The 17,204-nt window shown below is 63.0% G+C and carries 13 protein-coding genes; all 13 read left to right on the top strand.

Going from position 1 to position 17,204, the window contains the following annotated elements:
* Nucleotides 1–23 precede the first annotated feature (23 nt).
* Nucleotides 24–200 carry a hypothetical protein gene (locus BLV20_RS24170; protein WP_003176118.1) on the top strand — a complete coding sequence of 59 codons (177 nt, stop codon included), beginning with the start codon at nucleotides 24–26 and terminating at the stop codon, nucleotides 198–200.
* Complete coding sequence (locus BLV20_RS24165) at nucleotides 184–3,138, top strand: sensor histidine kinase (protein ID WP_175540255.1); 2,955 nt, start codon at nucleotides 184–186, stop codon at nucleotides 3,136–3,138. Before BLV20_RS24170 ends, BLV20_RS24165 begins: the two co-directional genes overlap by 17 nt.
* Before the next feature lie 22 nt (nucleotides 3,139–3,160).
* Nucleotides 3,161–4,597, top strand: coding sequence for a sigma-54-dependent transcriptional regulator (locus BLV20_RS24160; RefSeq protein ID WP_092304950.1), 1,437 nt, complete (start codon nucleotides 3,161–3,163; stop codon nucleotides 4,595–4,597).
* Nucleotides 4,598–5,331: 734 nt separating this feature from the next.
* A complete protein-coding gene (locus tag BLV20_RS24150) occupies nucleotides 5,332–6,735 on the top strand; it encodes a polynucleotide adenylyltransferase PcnB (RefSeq protein ID WP_092304948.1) in 1,404 nt (467 codons plus the stop codon).
* Nucleotides 6,736–6,739: 4 nt separating this feature from the next.
* Nucleotides 6,740–7,219 (top strand): 2-amino-4-hydroxy-6-hydroxymethyldihydropteridine diphosphokinase, encoded by a 480-nt coding sequence (gene folK / locus BLV20_RS24145; protein WP_092304947.1) that lies wholly within the window; start codon nucleotides 6,740–6,742, stop codon nucleotides 7,217–7,219.
* Between the two features lie 381 nt (nucleotides 7,220–7,600).
* Nucleotides 7,601–8,401 carry a 3-methyl-2-oxobutanoate hydroxymethyltransferase gene (gene panB / locus BLV20_RS24140; RefSeq protein ID WP_092304946.1) on the top strand — a complete coding sequence of 267 codons (801 nt, stop codon included), beginning with the start codon at nucleotides 7,601–7,603 and terminating at the stop codon, nucleotides 8,399–8,401.
* Nucleotides 8,398–9,252: a pantoate--beta-alanine ligase gene (panC, locus tag BLV20_RS24135; RefSeq protein ID WP_092304945.1), complete on the top strand. Its 855-nt coding sequence runs from the start codon at nucleotides 8,398–8,400 to the stop codon at nucleotides 9,250–9,252. Before panB ends, panC begins: the two co-directional genes overlap by 4 nt.
* Nucleotides 9,253–9,361: 109 nt before the next feature.
* Entirely contained in the window at nucleotides 9,362–9,742 is a 381-nt protein-coding gene (panD, locus tag BLV20_RS24130) for an aspartate 1-decarboxylase (protein WP_007924662.1), read from the top strand.
* A gap of 239 nt (nucleotides 9,743–9,981) precedes the next feature.
* A complete protein-coding gene (gene pgi, locus BLV20_RS24125; protein WP_092304944.1) occupies nucleotides 9,982–11,646 on the top strand; it encodes a glucose-6-phosphate isomerase in 1,665 nt (554 codons plus the stop codon).
* A 175-nt stretch (nucleotides 11,647–11,821) separates the two neighbouring features.
* On the top strand, nucleotides 11,822–13,759 hold the full coding sequence (acs, locus tag BLV20_RS24120; RefSeq protein ID WP_092304943.1) for an acetate--CoA ligase: 1,938 nt from the start codon (nucleotides 11,822–11,824) through the stop codon (nucleotides 13,757–13,759).
* A gap of 38 nt (nucleotides 13,760–13,797) precedes the next feature.
* Nucleotides 13,798–14,664, top strand: coding sequence for an oxygenase MpaB family protein (locus BLV20_RS24115; protein WP_092304942.1), 867 nt, complete (start codon nucleotides 13,798–13,800; stop codon nucleotides 14,662–14,664).
* A gap of 150 nt (nucleotides 14,665–14,814) precedes the next feature.
* On the top strand, nucleotides 14,815–15,993 hold the full coding sequence (locus tag BLV20_RS24110) for an acetyl-CoA C-acetyltransferase (RefSeq protein WP_092304941.1): 1,179 nt from the start codon (nucleotides 14,815–14,817) through the stop codon (nucleotides 15,991–15,993).
* 176 nt (nucleotides 15,994–16,169) lie between these two features.
* On the top strand, nucleotides 16,170–17,186 hold the full coding sequence (locus tag BLV20_RS24105) for a class I SAM-dependent rRNA methyltransferase (RefSeq protein WP_092304940.1): 1,017 nt from the start codon (nucleotides 16,170–16,172) through the stop codon (nucleotides 17,184–17,186).
* The last annotated feature ends 18 nt before the right edge of the window (nucleotides 17,187–17,204 follow it).

The following is a 17,204-nucleotide window of genomic DNA, read 5'->3' as shown; positions in this document are numbered from 1 at the left end:
GCACACAATAAAGAGAGGCCGAGATGTACATCTATCGCTTGGTCCTGCTGCTGGTAGTGGGGATCTATCTGTTCTCCCCCGCCATCATGGATTGGTGGATCGATGCTACGGGCGCCTGGTATCGCCCGTATCTGCTCTGGCTGATCCTGATCGTCGTGACCTTCATCCTGCAGAGCCAAAAAGATGCCGATGAGCTTTAGCCTGACCCAGATGATCCTGATCAGCGCCGCGTACCTGCTGGTGCTGTTCGGGGTGGCCTGGATCAGCGAACGCGGCATGATCCCGCGCTCGATCATCCGCCACCCGCTGACCTACACCCTGTCCCTGGGGGTCTACGCCAGCGCCTGGGCCTTTTATGGCACCGTCGGCCTGGCCTATCAGTACGGTTACGGTTTTCTTTCCAGCTATCTGGGGGTCTCCGGCGCCTTTCTGCTGGCGCCAGTGCTGCTTTACCCGATCCTGAAAATCACCCGCACTTATCAGCTGTCCTCGCTGGCCGACCTGTTCGCCTTCCGCTTTCGCAGCACCTGGGCCGGCGCGCTGACCACGGTCATCATGCTGGTCGGCGTATTGCCGCTGCTGGCGTTGCAGATCCAGGCAGTTGCGGACTCCATCGGCATCCTCACCCGCGAGCCGGTGCAGCATCGGGTGGCCTTGAGCTTCTGCGCACTGATCACCCTGTTCACCATCTTCTTCGGCTCCCGGCACATCGCCACCCGGGAAAAACACGAAGGCCTGGTATTCGCCATCGCCTTCGAGTCGGTGATCAAGCTGATCGCCATCGGCGGCGTCGGCCTCTATGCCCTGTATGGCGTGTTCGACGGCCCGCAACAGCTGGAACTCTGGCTGCTGCAGAACCAGACCGCCCTCGCCGCCCTGCACACGCCGCTGCAGGAAGGTCCTTGGCGCACCCTGCTGCTGGTGTTCTTCGCTTCGGCGATCGTGATGCCGCACATGTATCACATGACTTTCACCGAGAATCTCAACCCGCGCTCGCTGGTCAGCGCCAGCTGGGGCCTGCCGCTGTTCCTGTTGTTGATGAGCCTGGCGGTGCCGCTGATCCTCTGGGCTGGCCTGAAACTGGGCGCCACCACCAACCCCGAATACTTCACCCTCGGCATCGGCATCGCCGCCAACAAACCGGCATTGGCCTTGATGGCCTATATCGGCGGGCTTTCCGCCGCCAGCGGCCTGATCATCGTCACCACCCTCGCGCTGTCGGGCATGGCCCTCAACCATCTGGTGCTGCCGCTGTACCAGCCGCCGGCCGAAGGCAATATCTACCGCTGGCTGAAATGGACCCGCCGCGCGCTGATCGTGGCGATCATCATGGCCGGCTATGCCTTCTACCTGTTGCTGGGGGCCGAGCAGGACCTGGCCAACCTCGGCATCGTGGCCTTTGTCGCGACCCTGCAGTTCCTCCCCGGCGTACTCTCGGTGCTGTACTGGCCGACCGCCAACCGGCGCGGCTTCATCGCCGGTCTGATGGCCGGCACGCTGGTCTGGCTGGTGACCATGCTGCTGCCGCTGATCGGCAACCTGCAGGGCTTCTATATACCGCTGCTGAACATGATCTACGTGCTGGACGACACCAGCTGGCACATGGCGGCCATCGCCTCGCTGGCCGCCAACGTGCTGATGTTCACCCTGGTCTCACTGTTCACCAACGCCAGCTCCGAAGAAGCCAGCGCCGCCGAAGCCTGCGCGGTGGACAACGTGCGCCGGCCGCAACGTCGCGAACTGCATGCCGCCTCGCCCCAGGAGTTCGCCACCCAACTGGCCAAGCCCCTGGGCGCCAAGGCCGCGCAGAAGGAAGTCGAGCAAGCCCTGCGCGACCTGTACCTGCCCTTCGACGAACGCCGCCCCTATGCCCTGCGCCGTTTGCGCGACCGCATCGAAGCCAACCTGTCCGGGCTGATGGGCCCCAGCGTGGCCCAGGACATGGTGGAAACCTTCCTGCCCTACAAGGCCGGCGGCGAAAACTATGTGACCGAAGACATCCACTTCATCGAAAGCCGGCTCGAGGACTACCACTCGCGCCTGACCGGCCTGGCCGCCGAACTCGACGCCTTGCGCCGCTACCACCGCCAGACGCTGCAGGAACTGCCAATGGGCGTCTGTTCCCTGGCCAAGGACCAGGAAATCCTCATGTGGAACAAGGCCATGGAGGAGTTGACCAGCATCCCGGCGCAGCATGTGGTCGGTTCGCGCCTGAGCACCATTGCCGAGCCCTGGAAAGAACTGCTGCAAGGCTTCATCAACGTACCCGACGAGCATCTGCACAAGCAGCACCTGGCGCTCGATGGCCAGACCCGCTGGTTGAACCTGCACAAGGCCGCCATCGACGAACCCCTGGCCCCGGGCAACAGCGGCCTGGTGCTGCTGGTGGAAGACCTGACCGAAACCCAGATGCTCGAAGACAAACTGGTGCATTCCGAGCGGCTGGCCAGCATCGGCCGCCTGGCTGCGGGCGTGGCCCACGAAATCGGCAACCCGATCACCGGTATCGCCTGCCTGGCGCAGAACCTGCGCGAAGAGCGCGAAGAGGACGGCGAACTCACCGAAATCAGCGGCCAGATCCTCGAGCAGACCAAGCGGGTGTCACGCATCGTCCAGTCGCTGATGAGCTTCGCCCACGCCGGCAGCCACCAGCACAATGACGAGGCCGTGTGCCTGGCCGAGGTGGCGCAGGACGCCATTGGCCTGCTGGCGCTGAACCGACGCAATTTCGAAGTGCAGTTCTACAACCTGTGCGATCCCGACCACTGGGTCGACGGCGACCCGCAGCGGCTCGCCCAGGTACTGATCAACCTGCTATCCAATGCCCGCGACGCTTCACCGGCAGGCAGCGCGGTACGGGTCAAGAGCGAGGCCGGCGAACACACGATCGACTTAATCGTCGAAGACGAAGGCAGCGGCATCCCCACGAGCATCATGGATCGGCTGTTCGAACCCTTCTTCACCACCAAGGATCCTGGCGAGGGCACCGGACTGGGCCTTGCACTGGTCTATTCCATCGTTGAAGAGCATTATGGACAAATCACCATCGACAGCCCGGCTGACACCGAAAGCCAACGCGGCACCCGTATCCGGGTGACCTTACCGCGTCATGTCGAAGCGACGTCCGCTGTGAACTGAGACCGTCGAGAGAATCGAATCAATGCCGCACATTTTGATCGTCGAAGACGAAACAATTATCCGCTCCGCCTTGCGCCGCCTGCTGGAACGCAACCAGTACCAGGTCAGCGAAGCCGGTTCCGTACAGGAAGCACAAGAGCGTTTCAGCATTCCCACGTTCGACCTGATTGTCAGCGACCTGCGCTTGCCAGGCGCCCCCGGCACCGAGCTGATCAAGCTCGGCCAGGGCACCCCGGTGCTGATCATGACCAGCTACGCCAGCCTGCGCTCGGCGGTCGACTCGATGAAGATGGGCGCGGTGGACTACATCGCCAAGCCTTTCGATCACGACGAAATGCTCCAGGCCGTGGCGCGTATCCTGCGCGACCGCCAGACCGCGCAGAGCAATCCGGGCGAACGTCCTGCCGCCAAGTCAGGCAACGGCGCGGAAAAGACCGGTGCCAATGCCAGCAACGGTGAAATCGGCATCATCGGCTCCTGCCCACCGATGCAGGACCTGTACAGCAAGATCCGCAAGGTGGCCCCGACAGATTCCAATGTCCTGATCCAGGGTGAATCCGGGACCGGCAAGGAACTGGTGGCCCGTGCCCTGCACAACCTGTCCAAGCGCGCCAAGGCGCCGATGATCTCGGTGAACTGCGCGGCCATTCCGGAAACCTTGATCGAGTCCGAACTGTTCGGCCATGAAAAAGGCGCCTTTACCGGTGCCAGCGCCGGTCGCGCCGGCTTGGTGGAAGCCGCGGACGGCGGCACCTTGTTCCTCGATGAAATCGGCGAACTGCCACTCGAGGCGCAGGCCCGCCTGTTGCGCGTGCTGCAGGAAGGCGAGATTCGCCGGGTCGGCTCGGTGCAATCGCAGAAAGTCGATGTGCGCCTGATCGCCGCGACCCACCGCGACCTCAAGAGCCTGGCCAAGATCGGCCAGTTCCGTGAAGACCTTTATTACCGTCTGCACGTGATTGCCTTGAAACTGCCGGCCCTGCGCGAGCGCGGCGCCGACGTCAATGAAATCGCCAATGCCTTCCTCGCCCGCCAGAGCGCGCGCGTGGGCCGCACGGACCTGAAATTCGCCCCGGACGCCGAGCAAGCCATTCGTCATTACTCGTGGCCAGGTAATGTTCGCGAACTGGAAAACGCTGTCGAGCGTTCGGTCATCCTGTGCGAAAGCCCGGAAATCTCTGCCGAGCTGCTGGGTATCGATATCGAACTGAGCGACCTGGAAGATGACGAGTTCGTCGGCCTGGCACCTCAGGCCGCCAACGCCACCAACAGCAGCCATGAGCCGACCGAAGACCTGTCACTGGAAGATTATTTCCAGCATTTCGTTCTCGAGCACCAGGACCACATGACCGAGACCGAACTGGCGCGCAAACTGGGCGTCAGCCGCAAATGCCTGTGGGAACGACGCCAGCGCCTGGGCATTCCACGGCGCAAGACCGGGGTCACCAGCGAAAGCTGAAGCGCGGCGGTCACGGGTCGCGGGTAACACGCGACCGGGTGAAAAAACTGTTACCTCAGATATTTCGCGTAACAAAAGCCGGGGCTTAAGGTAACGAAGCCCCGGCTTTTTTTTGCCTGCGAAAACCTCAAAAGCGCGCCTAAGCCCTTGTTTTACTGGATTTCGCAAAAGTTGGCACGGCACCTGCTATATGTTTGGTACAAGAACAATAACAAGCAATGCATAAGACAATAAAAATAAGACGAATCGACTCACGCACAATAAAAACAACACGGCGGAGGCGCAGCTAACTGATTCTTTTGGAGAGGCGTTGTAATTGGGGCTTGCCCCACAACCAGGCCGAGAACAATAAAAACTGCCCTAAGGCAGAGCCTGAACTGGTTGGATCATTGATCATCGCAACACAGCGACCAAAGCAATCCGTTTGCTCTTGGCTCCCGATTGGGAGGGTCACACTGGGTTAACCAGGTGACAAGGGCGTTAAACAAAAACAAGAAGCCCGAAACCAATAATAAAAATAGAGCACGCAAACACTTCTGGGGGAGCTTCGGCTCCCCTTGTGGTTTGTGCGATAGCGGTTTTGCTGACGAATCCCCCCGCCAACCCCCATTCCAAAGCGCCGCGCACGACTCGCCGCAGCTTCCTACACCATCCCCCGACTAAATGCTAGAATCCCCGCCCATCATGCGGTCATTCTTCGTTATGGCCGAACATTCCTTCAAACAGTGCATCCCATGCTGAAGAAGTTGTTCCAGTCATTCCGTTCTCCCTTGCGTCGTACGCAGCACAAACGCAGCACGCCTGAAGTGCTCAACAGCAGCCAGCATTCGCTGCAACGCGCGCAGTTCAGCCGTTATGCGGTAAACATCGTCGAACGCCTGCAGAACGCCGGCTACCAGGCTTATCTGGTCGGCGGCTGTGTGCGCGACATGTTGCTCAACATCACCCCCAAGGATTTCGACGTCGCCACCAGTGCCACGCCGGAACAGGTGCGGGCCGAATTCCGCAATGCGCGGATCATTGGCCGTCGGTTCAAGCTGGTGCATATCCACTTCGGCCGCGAAATCATCGAAGTCGCGACCTTCCGCGCCAATCACCCGCAGAACGATGAAGAGGAAGACAGCAACCAATCCTCGCGCAACGAAAGCGGGCGCATCCTGCGCGACAACGTGTACGGCACCCTCGAAGAAGACGCCCAGCGCCGCGACTTCACCATCAATGCCCTGTATTACGACCCGGTCAGCGAACGCATCCTCGATTACGCCAACGGCGTCCACGATATCCGCAACCATCTGATCCGCCTGATCGGCGATCCGCGCCAGCGCTACCAGGAAGACCCGGTGCGCATGCTGCGGGCCGTGCGTTTTGCCGCCAAGCTGGATTTCGGCATCGAGAAACACACTGCCACGCCGATCCGCGACCTGGCCCCCATGCTGCGGGAAATCCCCTCGGCCCGCCTGTTCGAAGAAGTGCTCAAGCTGTTCCTCTCCGGCCATGCCGCCGACACCTTCGAGATGCTGGTCGATCTGCAACTGTTCGACCCGCTGTTCCCGGCCAGCGCCGAGGCACTGGAATACAACCCGACCTACACCCATACCCTGATCAGCGAAGCCCTGGCCAATACTGACCTGCGCATCAAGCAGAACAAGCCGGTAACCCCAGCCTTCCTGTTCGCCGCGCTGCTATGGCCTGCCCTGCCGGCTCGCGTGCTGCGCCTGCAGGAACGCGGCATGCCGCCGATTCCGGCGATGCAGGAAGCGGCTCATGAGCTGATCAGCGAGCAATGCCAGCGCATCGCCATTCCAAAACGCTTCACCATGCCGATCCGCGAAATCTGGGACATGCAGGAACGCTTGCCACGCCGCAGCGGCAAACGCGCCGACCAGTTGCTGGACAACCCGCGATTCCGCGCCGGCTATGATTTCCTGCTGCTGCGTGAGAGCGCTGGCGAGCAGACTGATGGCCTCGGCGAGTGGTGGACTGACTATCAGGACGCCAATGATGCCGGGCGCCGCGACATGATTCGTGATTTGAGCGGCAAGGACGAAGCTGGCACAGGCCCGCGCAAGCGTCGCCGCAGCAGTGGCGCCAAACGCAAGCGCGCCACCGCAGCCGCCCCGAGCGCTTCCGGCGAATAACCCGGTGGAACGCATCTATATCGGCATGGGCAGCAACCTGGCTGCCCCGGCAGAGCAGTTGCGCTGCGCGATCGACGCACTGGCGCAATTGCCGCACAGCCAACTGGCCGGAGTCTCGGCCTTTTATCAAAGCGACTCCCTGCTGCCCGGCCAACCGCGTTACACCAATGCCGTGGCAGCACTGGACAGCAGCCTCGCGCCCCTTGAACTGCTGGATGCGCTGCAAGCCATCGAAAACGGCCAAGGCCGCGAGCGTCTCGAGCGCTGGGGACCGCGCACCCTGGACCTGGATATCCTGCTGTTCGGCGATCGCCTGATCGACGAACCGCGGCTCAAGGTCCCGCATTACCATATGCAGGAGCGGCCCTTCGTTCTCTATCCCCTGGCCGAGCTGGCCCCCTCCGATCTGCAACTGGCTGATGGTCGCCATCTGCGCGATCTGCTTGCCGCCTGCCCATTTGTCGGCCTGGAACGTCTGGCCTGACTGCTGAAACGCATCAGTTACGGCGGTAACACTCACGTCGTAACAATGCGGTAACACATGCAATTGACTTCCCGAGTTCTCCTCACGACTATAGGCGTCCCGTTGCCGCCAACACGGCGTTACAGGGCGCAATCCAAGCGGTGGGAGAGCGTGGCGAGCGAAGGTGAGACCCGGCAAAAACAGGCGTGAACGCGGCATTTACCTGTTTGTAAATGAATAGCCCGAGCCTGTCTTTTACCCAGGATTACCCAGCGCAGTCGCTTTCGCATGGCTTGGTCCAGGCCTTATAAGCACGACAACAGACCGTGCGCCTGCATAAACGAAGAATCACGCGCGTTACTCGCAGCAGTTTCCAGAGCGCCTGAATGAGGACCCTTTTTCATGCCAGACATTACCCTGACCACCCTGCAAGGCCTCAAGCAGAAAGGTGAAAAAATCACCATGTTGACCTGCTATGACGCAACCTTCGCCCACACCTGTTGCCAGGCCGGCGTTGAAGTACTGCTGGTGGGCGACTCCCTCGGCATGGTCTTGCAAGGGCACGACAGCACACTGCCAGTTACCACCGCCGAGATGGCTTACCACGTCGCTGCGGTCAAACGCGGCAACAGTGGCGCCCTGATCCTCGCCGACCTGCCGTTCATGGCCTACGCCACCACCGAACAGGCCCTGAATAACAGCGCCCAACTGATGCAGGCCGGTGCGCACATGATCAAGGTCGAGGGCGCGCTCTGGCTGGCGGAGTCCATCCGCCTGCTGGCCGAACGCGGTATCCCGGTCTGCGCCCACATGGGCCTGACCCCGCAATCGGTGAATATCCTCGGCGGCTACAAGGTCCAGGGCCGTAACGAAAACCAGGCCCGGCAGATGCGTGCCGACGCCATCGCCCTGGAAGCGGCGGGTGCGGCGATGCTGCTGCTCGAATGCGTGCCAAGCGAACTGGCGGCGGAAATCACCCAGGCGGTGAAGATTCCGGTGATCGGCATCGGTGCCGGCAGCGCCACCGACGGTCAGGTGCTGGTCCTGCACGACATGCTGGGCCTGTCCCTGAGCGGCCGCGCACCGAAGTTCGTGAAGAACTTCATGGCCGGCCAGGAAAACATCCAGGCCGCCCTGAGCGCCTACGTCAATGAGGTCAAGGCCGTGACCTTCCCAGGCGCCGAACACGGGTTTTCTGCATGAACACTGTAAAAACCGTACGCGAACTGCGGGCCGCCGTGGCCCGCGCCCGCAGCGAAGGCAAGCGCATCGGCTTCGTGCCGACCATGGGCAACCTGCACAGCGGGCATGCCGCCCTGGTGACCAAGGCCGCCCAGCGGGTGGACTTCGTGGTGGCGAGCATTTTCGTCAACCCGTTGCAGTTCGGTGCCGGCGAAGACCTCGACAAGTACCCGCGAACCCTGGCCGCGGACCAGGAAATGCTCCTGCAGGCCGGCTGCCATCTGCTGTTCGCCCCGACCGTCGAGGAAATGTACCCCGACGGCATGGACGGCCAGACCCGGGTCAGCGTGCCGCAACTCTCCGAAGGCCTGTGCGGCGCCAGCCGGCCCGGGCATTTCGAAGGCGTGGCCACGGTGGTCAGCAAGCTGTTCAACATGGTGCAGCCGGACCTCGCGGTCTTCGGCCAGAAGGACTTCCAGCAACTGGCCGTGATCCGCGCCCTGGTGCATGACCTGAACATGCCGATCCAGATCATTGGCGAGCCCACCGTGCGCGCCCCCGACGGCCTCGCGTTGTCGTCGCGCAATGGCTACCTGAGCGAAGAACAACGGGCCATCGCCCCGGCGATCTATCGTGGCCTGAGCCAAATCGCCCAGGCCATCAGCCAGGGCGAGCGGGACTATCCAAAGCTGCTTGGCGAGCAGAAGCAGGCGCTGGAAGCCGCCGGTTTGCGCCCCGACTACCTGGAAATCCGCCACGCCCGGACCTTGCGCCCGGCCACCGCGCAAGACCGCGACCTGGTCATTCTGGCAGCGGCCTATCTAGGCGCCACCCGCCTGATCGACAACCTGCATCTGAACCTCGACGCCTAGGCCCCAAGGGCCGATTGCCCGAAGCGCAACCTTCGGGCAAACTGCCGCCGCCCGGGGCCTGCAGCGATGCTGCGGGCCCTGTTCGAGGATCTGACCGAGAGAACCACCCATGCACGCCATCATGCTCAAGGCCAAGCTGCATCGCGCCGAAGTCACCCACGCTGTGCTCGACTACGAAGGCTCCTGCGCCATCGACGGTGAGTGGCTGGACTTGTCCGGTATCCGTGAATACGAGCAGATCCAGATCTACAACGTCGACAACGGCGAACGCTTCACCACCTACGCCATCCGCGGCGAAGAAGGTTCGCGCATGATCTCGGTCAACGGCGCCGCCGCGCACAAGGCCAAGGTCGGCGACCGAGTGATCATCTGCGCTTACGCTCACTACAGCGAAGCCGAGCTGCTCAATTTCAAGCCGCGCATGCTTTACATGGCGCCAGGCAATGAGCTGAGCCACACCAGCCATGCCATCCCGGTCCAGGTCGCCTGAACCCATACATTTCCCCCTCCTGGCATCGAGCTCGTTGCGCGGTCCTGAAGCGCCGGTATAAAAAAGTACCGGCCACCAGTCAGACAAAGCCAAGACAGATCAGCACGCGAGAGTTACTGTTATCGCCCTGCGTGCTTAATCGTGTCAGCGCCCGGTTGACCGAACGTTAACCTCCGAGCAGGACGTTCCGGGCTTTTCAGTGTCCTACAGGCAGTTCAAGTAAAAGGAAAACCGCAGCGATGGCGTACTACCGCACTCCTCATAACGTTACCGCTCTGCCCGCCTGGCAAGCGTTGAATGACCACCGCCAAGCCATGCAGGACTTCAGCATGCGCGAGGCCTTCAATGCCGACCCGCAGCGTTTCAATCAATTCAGTCTCAGCGGCTGTGGGCTTTTCCTCGATTACTCGAAGAACCTGATCACCTCCGAAACCCGCAACCTGCTGGTGGGCCTGGCCAATGAAGCCGGTCTGCAGGACGCGATCAAGGCCTTGTTCGCCGGCGAGCTGGTCAACTCTTCCGAAGGCCGCCCGGCCCTGCACACCGCTCTGCGCCGCCCGGTGGGCGACAAGCTGTCGGTCAATGGCGTCAACGTGATGCCGGAAGTGCACAAGGTGCTGAACCAGATCACTGAGCTGGTCGGGCGCATCCATGACGGCCTGTGGCGTGGCTACACCGAAAAGCCCATCACTGACGTGGTGAACATCGGTATCGGCGGTTCGTTCCTCGGCCCCGAGCTGGTGTCCGAAGCGCTGCTGTCCTATGCCCAGAAAGGCGTGCGTTGCCATTACCTGGCCAATATCGACGGCAGCGAATTCCACGAACTGTCATCGAAGATCCGCGCCGAAACCACGCTGTTCATCGTCTCGTCGAAATCCTTCAACACCCTGGAAACCCTGAAGAACGCCCAGGCGGCACGCGCCTGGTACCTGGCTCAGGGCGGTTCCGAGGCCGAGCTGTATCGCCACTTCATCGCGGTGTCGAGCAACAATGCCGCCGCCGTGGCCTTCGGCATTCGCGAAGAGAACATCTTCCCGATGTGGGACTGGGTCGGCGGGCGTTACTCGCTGTGGTCGGCCATCGGCCTGCCGATCGCCCTGGCCATCGGCATGTCCAACTTCAAGGAACTGCTGTCCGGCGCCTACACCATGGACCAGCATTTCCAGACCGCGCCATTCGAGCAGAACATGCCGGTCCTGCTGGCCCTGCTGGGCGTGTGGTATGGCAACTTCTGGGGCGCGCAAAGCCACGCGATCCTGCCGTACGACCACTACCTGCGCAACATCACCAAGCACTTGCAGCAGCTGGACATGGAATCCAACGGCAAGAGCGTGCGCCAGGACGGCACGCCGGTTTCCACTGACACCGGCCCGGTGATCTGGGGTGGCGTGGGCTGCAACGGCCAGCACGCCTACCACCAGTTGTTGCACCAGGGCACTCAGCTGATCCCGGCCGACTTCATCGTGCCGATCGTCAGCTTCAACCCGGTCGCCGACCACCACCAGTGGCTGTACGCCAACTGCCTGTCGCAAAGCCAGGCGCTGATGCTCGGCAAGACTCGCGCCGAGGCCGAAAACGAGTTGCGTGAAAAAGGCATGAGCGAGGCTGACGTACAAAAGCTGGCACCGCACAAGGTGATCCCGGGCAACCGCCCGAGCAACACCCTGGTGGTCGAGCGCATCAGCCCGCGCCGCCTGGGGGCGCTGGTGGCGATGTACGAACACAAGGTTTTCGTGCAAAGCGTGATCTGGGGCATCAACGCCTTCGACCAATGGGGCGTGGAGCTGGGCAAGGAGCTGGGCAAGGGCGTTTACAACCGCCTGGTCGGCAGCGAGGAAACTCCGGCCGAAGACGCTTCGACCCAAGGCCTGATCAACTACTTCCGCGGTCGTCACCGCGGCTGATAGCCCGCTGAAATACCCCCCTTGGCGAATCGGCCCGCTGCCATGCAATCCTCCATTCATTGCATGGCAGCGGGCCGATTCGCGATCGGTCGCCCAAGACCGCCCTCCCCTTGAACCCCTTCCGATCAAGGCGCATCTTTATTACTTGTCGCTAAAACAAGAATAAGGAACCGTCATGTTCGATATCAGCATGTATCCCCAAGCCGATGCCGTCCGCCGGGCTGCGCAATTGAGTCAAGACGACTACCTGCGGCTTTACCGCGAATCCATCGAGCATCCCAGCACCTTCTGGGCCGAACAGGCCACGCGTTTTCTCGACTGGAGCGCCCCCTGGCAAACGGTGCAGCGCTATGACCTGAAAACCGGCGCCGCCACCTGGTTCGCCGGCGGCCAGTTGAACGTCAGTTACAACTGCATCGACCGTCATCTGGAAAAACGCGGCGATCAAGTAGCGATCATCTGGGAAGGCGACGATCCCGCCGAGTCGTTGCAAATCACCTACAAGAAGCTGCATCACTACGTCTGCCGCCTGGCCAACGTCCTGAAAAGCCGTGGCGTGAAGAAAGGCGACCGGGTCTGCATCTACATGCCGATGATCCCCGAGGCCGCCTACGCCATGCTCGCCTGCACCCGCATCGGCGCGATGCATTCGGTGGTCTTTGGCGGATTCTCCCCGGAAGCGCTGCGCGACCGCATTCTCGACGCCGACTGCCACACCGTGATCACGGCCGACGAAGGCGTGCGCGGCGGCAAGTTCATCCCGCTGAAAAACAACGTCGACAAGGCCCTGCAAAGCTGTCCGAACGTGAGCACCGTGGTGGTGGTCGAGCGCACCCAGAATCCGGTGAACTGGGTCGAAGGCCGCGACCTCTGGTATCACCAGGCCATACGCGGCGTCGAAGACGATTGCCCGCCGCAGCCCATGGATGCCGAGGACCCGCTGTTCATCCTCTACACCTCCGGCAGCACCGGCAAACCCAAAGGCGTGCTGCACACCACCGGCGGCTATTTGCTGCAAGCGGCGATGACCTTCAAATACGTGCTGGACTACCGTGAAGGCGAAGTCTTCTGGTGCACCGCCGACGTCGGCTGGGTCACCGGTCACAGCTACATCGTCTACGGTCCGCTGGCCAATGGCGCGACCACTTTGATCTTCGAGGGCGTCCCCAGTTATCCGAGCAGCTCGCGCTTCTGGGAGGTCATCGACAAGCACCGGGTCAACATCTTCTACACCGCCCCCACCGCATTGCGCGCGCTGATGCGCGAAGGCCCCGAGCCGCTGCAGCACACCTCGCGCCGCAGCCTGCGCCTGCTGGGCAGTGTCGGCGAGCCGATCAACCCGGAAGCCTGGGAATGGTATTTCAATAGCGTCGGCGAGCAGCGCTGCCCGATCGTCGATACCTGGTGGCAGACCGAAACCGGCGGCATCATGCTCAGCCCGCTAGTGAGCGCCACCCGGATCAAGCCCGGGTGCGCGACCCGCCCGATGTTCGGCGTGCAACCGGTGCTGCTGGACGAGCATGGCAAGGAAATCCGCGGCGCCGGCAGCGGCATCCTGGCGATCAAGGCCAGCTGGCCGGCGCAGATCCGCGGTGTCTACGGCGATCCGCAGCGCATGGTCGACACGTATTTCAAACCCTACCCGGGCTATTACTTCACCGGCGACGGCGCACGGCGCGATGAAGACGGCGATTACTGGATCACCGGGCGTATCGACGACGTGATCAACGTATCCGGGCACCGCATCGGCACCGCCGAAGTCGAAAGCGCCCTGGTGCTGCACGACCGTATCGCCGAGGCCGCGGTGGTCGGTTACCCCCACGACGTCAAGGGCCAGGGCATCTATGCGTTCGTCACCCCGATGAACAACGTCGAGCCCAGCGATGAACTGAAGAATGAGCTGTTGAGCCTGGTCAGCCGCGAGATCGGCAGTTTCGCCAAGCCGGAGCTGATCCAATGGGCGCCGGCCTTGCCGAAAACCCGCTCGGGCAAGATCATGCGGCGTATCCTGCGCAAGATCGCCTGCAATGAGCTCGACAGCCTGGGCGATACCTCGACCCTGGCCGACCCGAGCGTGGTCGAGGGCCTGATCGATAAACGCCTGAACCTCTGAGGGGGCCTCGGGCCTCAACCAAGGAACAGCCAAGCGGTATGGAATTCATTCGCAGTCGTATCGAAACCCAGGTGATGAGCCTGGGCGGCCTGTCGCTGGGCCAGCTCGACCTGGACAACCCCAAGGGCGACCCGGGCCTGTTCGGCCCGGACGCCATCTGCTGGCAGGTGCATGGCGATTTCAGCAGCATGTTGATCGGCGGTATCAGCGCCTTGTTGATGCAAGCCCTGCATCCGCTGGCCCTGGCCGGGGTCTGGGATCACTCGAATTTCAGGGAAGACATGATCGGCCGCCTGCGGCGTACCGCGCAGTTCATTTCCGGCACCACTTTCGGCTCGCGGCAGGACGCCGAATGGCTGATCGACAAGGTGCGCACCATTCATCTGCAAATCGTCGGCCATGCGCCAGACGGCCGGCCGTATGCCGCCAGCGATCCGCAATTGCTGACCTGGGTGCATGTGGCCGAAGTCAGCAGCTTTCTCGCGGCGCACCTGCGTTATCGCAACCCCCACCTATCGCTGGCCGACCAGGACCGTTACTACGCGGAAATCGCCCTGGTCGCCGAGCGTCTCGGTGCCTGCGATGTGCCGCGCTCGCGCCGGGCCGTGGCGGACTACCTGGCGGCCATGCGCCCTCAGTTGCTGTGCGACGAGCGCAGCCGCGAAGTGCTGCGCTTGCTGCTGGCGGCACCGGCCCCAAGCCGCCTGGCCAAGCCTTTCGGTTCGTTGATGATGCAGGCCGGCATCGACCTGCTGCCCGATTGGGCCAGCCACATGCTCGGCGTCAATCAGGGGCTGCTGCAACGCCAGCTGGTCCGCGCCAGCGTCAAGCGCAGTGCGCCGATGCTGCGCTGGGCGGTGCGCAATGGCTCGATACAACGCGCACGCCGGCGCATGGGCCTGTAAGACCCGACCGGGCGAACAGAACGCGACCCACCGGTTCGCGATTGGCAGCCCCGCGGCGTTCTATGCAACCATGATTTTCCATGTTTTCGCGCACCGGTTGCCCGCCCATAGCCGCCGACCGATGCCCCCATGACAATGAGGATTCGCGCCATGCAAGACGTCGTAATCGTTGCCGCCACCCGCACCGCGGTCGGCAGTTTCCAGGGTTCGCTGGCGAACATTCCCGCGGTCGACCTGGGCGCTGCGGTGATCCGCCAATTGCTCGCCCAGACCGGCCTGGACGGCGCCCAGGTCGATGAAGTGATCATGGGCCAGGTGCTCACCGCCGGCGCCGGGCAGAACCCGGCGCGCCAGGCCGCGATCAAGGCCGGCCTGCCCCACGTGGTGCCGGCGCTGACCCTGAACAAGGTCTGCGGCTCGGGCCTCAAGGCCCTGCACCTGGGCGCCCAGGCGATCCGCTGCGGCGACGCCGAGGTGATCATCGCCGGCGGCCAGGAAAACATGAGCCTGGCCAACTACGTGCTGCCCGGCGCCCGCACCGGCCTGCGCATGGGCCACGGCCAGATCGTCGACAGCATGATCAGCGATGGCCTGTGGGACGCCTTCAACGACTATCACATGGGCATCACCGCCGAGAACCTGGTGGACAAGTACGCCATCAGCCGCGAAGCCCAGGACGTCTTTGCCGCCGCCTCGCAGCAAAAAGCCCTGGCCGCCATCGAAGGCGGGCGTTTCGTCGACGAGATCACGCCGATCCTGATTCCCCAGCGCAAGGGCGAACCCGTGGCCTTCGCCACCGACGAGCAGCCGCGCGCCGGCACCACCGCCGAATCCCTGGGCAAGCTCAAGCCGGCCTTCAAGAAGGACGGCACGGTCACCGCCGGCAATGCCTCGTCGCTGAACGACGGCGCCGCCGCGGTGATCCTGATGAGCGCCGCCAAAGCCCAGGCCCTGGGCCTGCCGGTGCTGGCGAAGATCGCCGCCTACGCCAACGCCGGCGTCGACCCGGCGATCATGGGCATCGGCCCGGTATCGGCCACCCGCCGCTGCCTGGACAAGGCCGGCTGGTCGCTGGAGCAGCTGGACCTGATCGAAGCCAACGAAGCTTTTGCCGCCCAGGCGCTGTCGGTGGGCAAGGAACTGGGCTGGGACGCAAGCAAGGTCAACGTCAACGGCGGCGCCATCGCCCTGGGCCATCCGATCGGCGCCTCGGGCTGCCGGGTGCTGGTGACCCTGCTACACGAAATGCTCAAGCGCGACGCCAAGAAAGGCCTGGCGACCCTGTGCATCGGCGGCGGCCAGGGCGTGGCCCTGGCCATCGAGCGCTAACCCAGTACCCCCTGTAGGAGCGAGGCTTGCCCGCGATAAAAGATGACGCGCCATGCCTGTAACACTGCGCTGCCATGACGTTTGTTTCGCGGGCAGTCGAGCATCGACCGGCTGCTCCTACAGCGGTTGGGCGAAGCTGGTAAACTGCCCCGCCCAATCATCTGCAAGGCGCCCGCATGTCTTCCTTGAACCAGGCGCTGCGCGCCGCCCTCGATCATCGCCAGGACCTGCTCGTCGAGCTGCATCAGCAAGGCACCGACTGCTATCGGTTGTTCCATGGCAGCCAGGAAGGCGCCGGGGGCCTGACCATCGACCGTTACGGCCCGCAACTGCTGGTGCAAAGCTTTCACCAGACGCTGGAACGCGAGGCCTTGCTGCAAGTGCAGCAGACCATCGGCGAACAGCTGGGCCTGGACACCCTGCTGGTCTACAACGATCGCTCCCGGGGCAACTCACGCATCGACCGCGAAGACCCGGTTTACCGCGCCGAAGAAGAGGCGCTGGAAGACCTGGTCGGCCATGAATGGGGTTTGAATTACCGGATACGCGGCCGTCACGCCGGCCAGGACCCGCTGCTGTTCCTCGACCTGCGCAACGCCCGTGGCTGGGTCAAGGCCCACAGCGCCGGCAAGAGCGTGCTGAACCTGTTCGCCTATACCTGCGGCGTCGGCCTGAGCGCTGCGGCGGGAGGCGCCCGCGAGGTCTGCAACCTGGACTTTGCCGAAGGCAACCTGGCCGTCGGCCGCGAGAACGGCCAGCTCAATCCGCACTTGCCGGCCATGCAGTTCGTGCAATCGGATTACTTCCCGGCGATCCGCCAACTGGCGGGCCTGCCCATCACCCAGCGCCGCGGGCAGAAGCTGCCCAGCTACCCGCGCCTGGAACAACGCCAGTACGACCTGGTATTGCTCGACCCACCGGCCTGGGCCAAGAGTGCATTCGGCACGGTCGACCTGCTGCGCGACTATCAGAGCCTGCTCAAGCCGGCCCTGCTGGCTACCGCCGACAACGGCGTGCTGATCTGCTGCAACAATCTGGCTAAAGTCGCGCTGGACGACTGGCGCGAACAGGTACTGCGCTGTGCGGAAAAGGCCGGGCGCCCGGTACGCGAATGGCAGGTGCTGACACCCGGCCAGGACTTCCCGTCGCTGGATCAGCAACCGCCGCTCAAGACCCTGATCCTGCATCTCTGACTCCCTGGCGGGAATCTG

Origin of the sequence: Pseudomonas sp. NFIX28, assembly GCF_900107395.1 — a bacterium.
Lineage (GTDB): Bacteria > Pseudomonadota > Gammaproteobacteria > Pseudomonadales > Pseudomonadaceae > Aquipseudomonas.
Note: the sequence above shows the minus strand (reverse complement) of the source record. Positions and strands in the feature narration are given on the sequence as shown.

What these genes read in the sequence shown, in the direction of transcription:
- panC (WP_092304945.1), top strand. Translation starts at nt 8,398, where the DNA reads ATGAACACTGTAAAAACCGTACGCGAACTGCGGGCCGCCGTGGCCCGC.
- panB (WP_092304946.1), top strand. Translation starts at nt 7,601, where the DNA reads ATGCCAGACATTACCCTGACCACCCTGCAAGGCCTCAAGCAGAAAGGT.
- BLV20_RS24110 (WP_092304941.1), top strand. Translation starts at nt 14,815, where the DNA reads ATGCAAGACGTCGTAATCGTTGCCGCCACCCGCACCGCGGTCGGCAGT.
- BLV20_RS24115 (WP_092304942.1), top strand. Translation starts at nt 13,798, where the DNA reads ATGGAATTCATTCGCAGTCGTATCGAAACCCAGGTGATGAGCCTGGGC.
- acs (WP_092304943.1), top strand. Translation starts at nt 11,822, where the DNA reads ATGTTCGATATCAGCATGTATCCCCAAGCCGATGCCGTCCGCCGGGCT.
- BLV20_RS24105 (WP_092304940.1), top strand. Translation starts at nt 16,170, where the DNA reads ATGTCTTCCTTGAACCAGGCGCTGCGCGCCGCCCTCGATCATCGCCAG.
- BLV20_RS24165 (WP_175540255.1), top strand. Translation starts at nt 184, where the DNA reads ATGCCGATGAGCTTTAGCCTGACCCAGATGATCCTGATCAGCGCCGCG.
- BLV20_RS24160 (WP_092304950.1), top strand. Translation starts at nt 3,161, where the DNA reads ATGCCGCACATTTTGATCGTCGAAGACGAAACAATTATCCGCTCCGCC.
- BLV20_RS24150 (WP_092304948.1), top strand. Translation starts at nt 5,332, where the DNA reads ATGCTGAAGAAGTTGTTCCAGTCATTCCGTTCTCCCTTGCGTCGTACG.
- panD (WP_007924662.1), top strand. Translation starts at nt 9,362, where the DNA reads ATGCACGCCATCATGCTCAAGGCCAAGCTGCATCGCGCCGAAGTCACC.
- BLV20_RS24170 (WP_003176118.1), top strand. Translation starts at nt 24, where the DNA reads ATGTACATCTATCGCTTGGTCCTGCTGCTGGTAGTGGGGATCTATCTG.
- pgi (WP_092304944.1), top strand. Translation starts at nt 9,982, where the DNA reads ATGGCGTACTACCGCACTCCTCATAACGTTACCGCTCTGCCCGCCTGG.